This window comes from Bellilinea sp., from assembly GCF_034432615.1.
In the GTDB taxonomy this organism is placed as follows: Bacteria; Chloroflexota; Anaerolineae; order Anaerolineales; family Anaerolineaceae; genus Bellilinea.
Window position 1 is genome coordinate 1 of sequence record NZ_DAOUBL010000210.1, and the last position, 3733, is coordinate 3733.

4 protein-coding genes are annotated in these 3733 nt (G+C 54.9%); 3 read left to right on the forward strand and 1 reads right to left on the reverse strand.

Translation table 11 applies throughout. From position 1 onward, the window contains the following. From groL to VAE48_RS09395, 3 genes are all read left to right on the forward strand, one after another. The coding region (groL, locus tag VAE48_RS09385) for a chaperonin GroEL (protein WP_322793067.1) at positions 1-1459 on the forward strand (1459 nt) is incomplete at its 5' end. 128 nt (positions 1460-1587) lie between these two features. Continuing rightward, complete coding sequence (locus tag VAE48_RS09390; protein ID WP_322793068.1) at positions 1588-2487, forward strand: peptidylprolyl isomerase; 900 nt, start codon at positions 1588-1590, stop codon at positions 2485-2487. Positions 2488-2529: 42 nt separating this feature from the next. Further along, positions 2530-3267 carry a hypothetical protein gene (locus VAE48_RS09395; RefSeq protein WP_322793069.1) on the forward strand — a complete coding sequence of 246 codons (738 nt, stop codon included), beginning with the start codon at positions 2530-2532 and terminating at the stop codon, positions 3265-3267. A 15-nt stretch (positions 3268-3282) separates the two neighbouring features. Here the strand turns inward: VAE48_RS09395 and VAE48_RS09400 are convergent. Beyond that, positions 3283-3733, reverse strand: a 451-nt coding sequence (locus VAE48_RS09400) for a DUF711 family protein (protein ID WP_322793070.1), incomplete at its 5' end; no start/stop codon positions are given.

The following is a 3733-nucleotide window of genomic DNA, read 5'->3' on the forward strand; positions in this document are numbered from 1 at the left end:
AGAAATTGAGCTGGAAGATCCGTTCGAGAACATGGGTGCTCAGCTGCTCAAAGAAGCGGCCACCAAAACCAATGACATTGCCGGTGACGGCACCACAACTTCTACCGTACTGGCGCACGCCATCGTTACGGAAGGTTTGAAAACCCTGGCCGCTGGCGCCAACCCAATGCTGCTCAAACGCGGTATTGAAGCTGCTGCCAAACTGGTTTCGGAAGAAATCCGCAAACAGGCGATTGACATCACCACCAAAGATGACATTGCCAACGTTGCCACCATTTCCGCCCAGGACCGCACCATTGGTAACCTGATTGCCGAGGTGATGGATAAAGTCGGCAAAGATGGCGTGATCACCGTAGAAGAATCCAAAGGTCTGGAATTCGAAACCGAGTACGTCGAAGGTATGCAGTTCGACCGCGGTTATATCTCCCCCTACTTCATTACCGATCCCGAACACATGGAAGCGGTCATTCAGGATCCTTACATCCTGATCCATGACAAGAAAATCTCCGCTGCACAGGATATTGTCCCCATTCTCGAAAAGCTGGTGCAGGTTGGCAAGCGCGATCTGGTCATCATTGCCGAGGATGTGGATGGCGAAGCTCTGGCAACCCTGGTGCTGAACAAACTGCGCGGTATGCTGAATGTGCTGGCGGTCAAAGCCCCCGGTTTTGGTGATCGCCGCAAAGCCATGCTGCAGGATATTGCCATTCTGACCGGTGCCAGCGTCATTTCCGAAGAAACCGGCCGCAAGCTGGAAACCACGACCATTGCCGATCTCGGCCGCGCCGAGAAAGTGGTGGCTGATAAAGACAACACCACCATTGTTGGCGGCAAGGGCAACGAGGCCGAAATCCGCGGGCGCATCGAGCAAATTCGCGTGGAAATTGAGAAAACCACCAGCGATTACGACCGCGAAAAACTGCAAGAACGTCTGGCGAAACTCGCGGGTGGCGTGGCGATTATCCGCGTGGGCGCTGCCACCGAAACCGAATTGAAAGAGAAGAAACACCGTGTTGAGGATGCTCTCTCGGCGACCCGTGCCGCAGTGGAAGAGGGAATTGTCCCCGGCGGTGGTGTTGCCCTGCTGAATGCCATTCCGGTGCTGGATACCCTCAAGATGGAATATGAGGACGAGCAAATTGGCGTCAACATCGTCCGCAAAGCGCTGGAAGTACCCATGCGCAAGATCGTTGAAAACGCCGGCAAAGAAGGCTCGGTAGTCATTGAGAACGTGCGGCAGGCTCAGAAGCGCGAAAACGATCCCAAGATTGGCTATGATGTGCTGCGCGATGAGTACCTGAACATGGTCAAGGGCGGTGTGATTGATCCTGCCAAAGTCACTCGCGGTGCGCTGGAAAATGCTGCCTCGATTGCAGCCATGATCCTGACCACCGAAGCCCTGATCACGGAGGTTCCTGAAAAGGAAAAACCGGCCGCTCCGCCGATGCCTGAATACTAAACCATTCGCCTTTCCAGTTCTGAAAGGTTACACCTCCCGCAGACCTCTGCGGGAGGTGCTTTATGGATATATCGGTTATAATTTTTTTTATGTTCAGATCAAAATGGGCTTATTGGAAAAATTGTTTCGTGCTGGGAGTTTTGGTTTTAGCGCTGCTGGCAGGCTGTAATAATGGGGGTGAACCGGTTTTAACCAGCAGTCCTGTGCCGTCGGATCAAACACCCCAACCACCTGCCCGGCCCACGCATATCCCCACGGTGACGGCCACACCCGAACCGCTTGCATTGATTGTCAATGGTGAAGGAATACCCCGGCGTGAATTTGAAGCTTCGCTGCTTCAACTACAACAGGCCGATCAAGAATTGGGTATCCAGCGCAGTGAGGAGGAGCGCATCCGGCTTGTGGTAAATGATTTGATTGAGCAGACCCTGCTGGCGCAGGCGGCCCGTGCGAGTGGTTTTGCGGTGGATGATGCCCAGTTAGAGAACCGCATTCAGCAACTGATTGCCGAAACAGGGGATCAACAGGTTTTTCAAGATTGGATGAACCAGAATGGGTATGAGGACTTAATGGTGTTTCGATTTGCGCTGCGCCGCGCAATGGAAGCCGCCCGGCAGCGCGATCAGCTGGCAGCCAGTCTGCCTGCACAGGTGGAGCAGGTCAAAGCCCGCCAGATTGTGGTGCGCCTTCGTTCGACTGCCGATTCGCTCTACCGGCAGTTACAGGCTGGCGCAGATTTTGCAACCCTTGCCTTTCAGTACGACCCGCTCACCGGCGGGGATTTGGGCTGGTTTCCGCGTGGTTTTCTGACCATCCCGGCGGTCGAAGAAGCAGCCTTCAGTTTGCAGCCGGGCGAGTACAGCAATGTGATTGAGTCCACTTTGGGTTATCATATCATTCAGGTGGAAGAACGAGATGAAAGTTATCCCTTGAGCAGTGAAGCCCGTTTGACACTGCAGGAAAAATTGATACAGGAATGGCTCAACCAGCAGCGGGCTGCGGCGCAAATTGAAATACTCTACCCGTGAGCTGTCACAATTTACCGTCCCGAGCCCCTAAGGAGGTAGTGCGTGAACAAACGAGAACCCCGAAAATCAAACCGAGACTTGCCATGGAATCTGGCAACCGTGTTTGTGCTGGCCATGATTCCCCTGACAGCCTCTTTTTTCTTGATGATTTTTCTCAATCCGCAATCTTCACTGAACCCATTCCCGCCGCCGACTTTGCCGGCTTTGGCGCAGGCGCCGACGGCGACCTCAACCCTGCTGGCGTTACCCCCTACCTGGACGCCAACTCCTTCACCTACCCCCGACTACTCGCCCACTCCACCACCAAGCCCAACCCCTACCGAGCCGATCATCGTCATCATTGGCACGCCGATTGAAAGTCTGGAGACACCCGAACCGACTGAAACCAATGCGCCCGGTGGGTTTACCTTTATGCGTCAGAGCGACCCGCAGGCGATTTCGATCAATCTGTACGATGCCAGCCGTGGCTGCGGCTGGATGGGCGTGGCCGGACGCGTGGTGGACGAACAGAACCGCCCGGTTACCGGTATTCGAGTTTGGCTGCGCGGTACGCTGGATGGCAAGCGGGTGGATATGACCAGCTTGACCGGTACGGCTGCCCAGTATGGTCCTTCGGGTTATGAATTTACCATCGCAAATCAGCCGATTGCCTCACGCGGCTTGCTTTCGGTGCGCTTGCTGGATCAGGCTAACTTACCTCTTTCAGAACGGGTTGTTTTCGATACCTTTGCCGATTGTGATAAAAACCTGATTTTGATTGACTTCAAGAAAGTACGTTGATTCAAAATGGGTCGTTCAGCGCGGCTGAACATCCATTATCTGGCTGGCTGCCAGCAGGCCGTTCAATTCACCGGAATCGAGTGCCATCACGCTGCCACTGCTGAAGAATTCGAAGTCAAAAGTGAGCGGGTCACCCGCCTGCTTGCCCGGCATGGGCATCAGCCGGGCGGTGAGGGGTTTGTTCAAACGCAGCGACAGGGCTGCCAGATCCAGCAGCAAGGCAAAGATGGTTTCCTGAGAACAGTTGCCCGGCAATGGCAGCGTATCCAAACCGGTGCCGCACACGGTGGAATAGAGTAGCAAGTCCTTGATGGTGAGGTGACCTTGCGCACTGCGCAAAGCAAGGCGGGAATCTTCCAAAACCGGCAGCATCAAGCCATTGAAGCCTGCTCGTTTCCACCTGCCCCGACCCAGTGTATCTGCAAGGAAGGCAGCCGCCGCAAGCGACCCAAACCCGCCAAGGGGG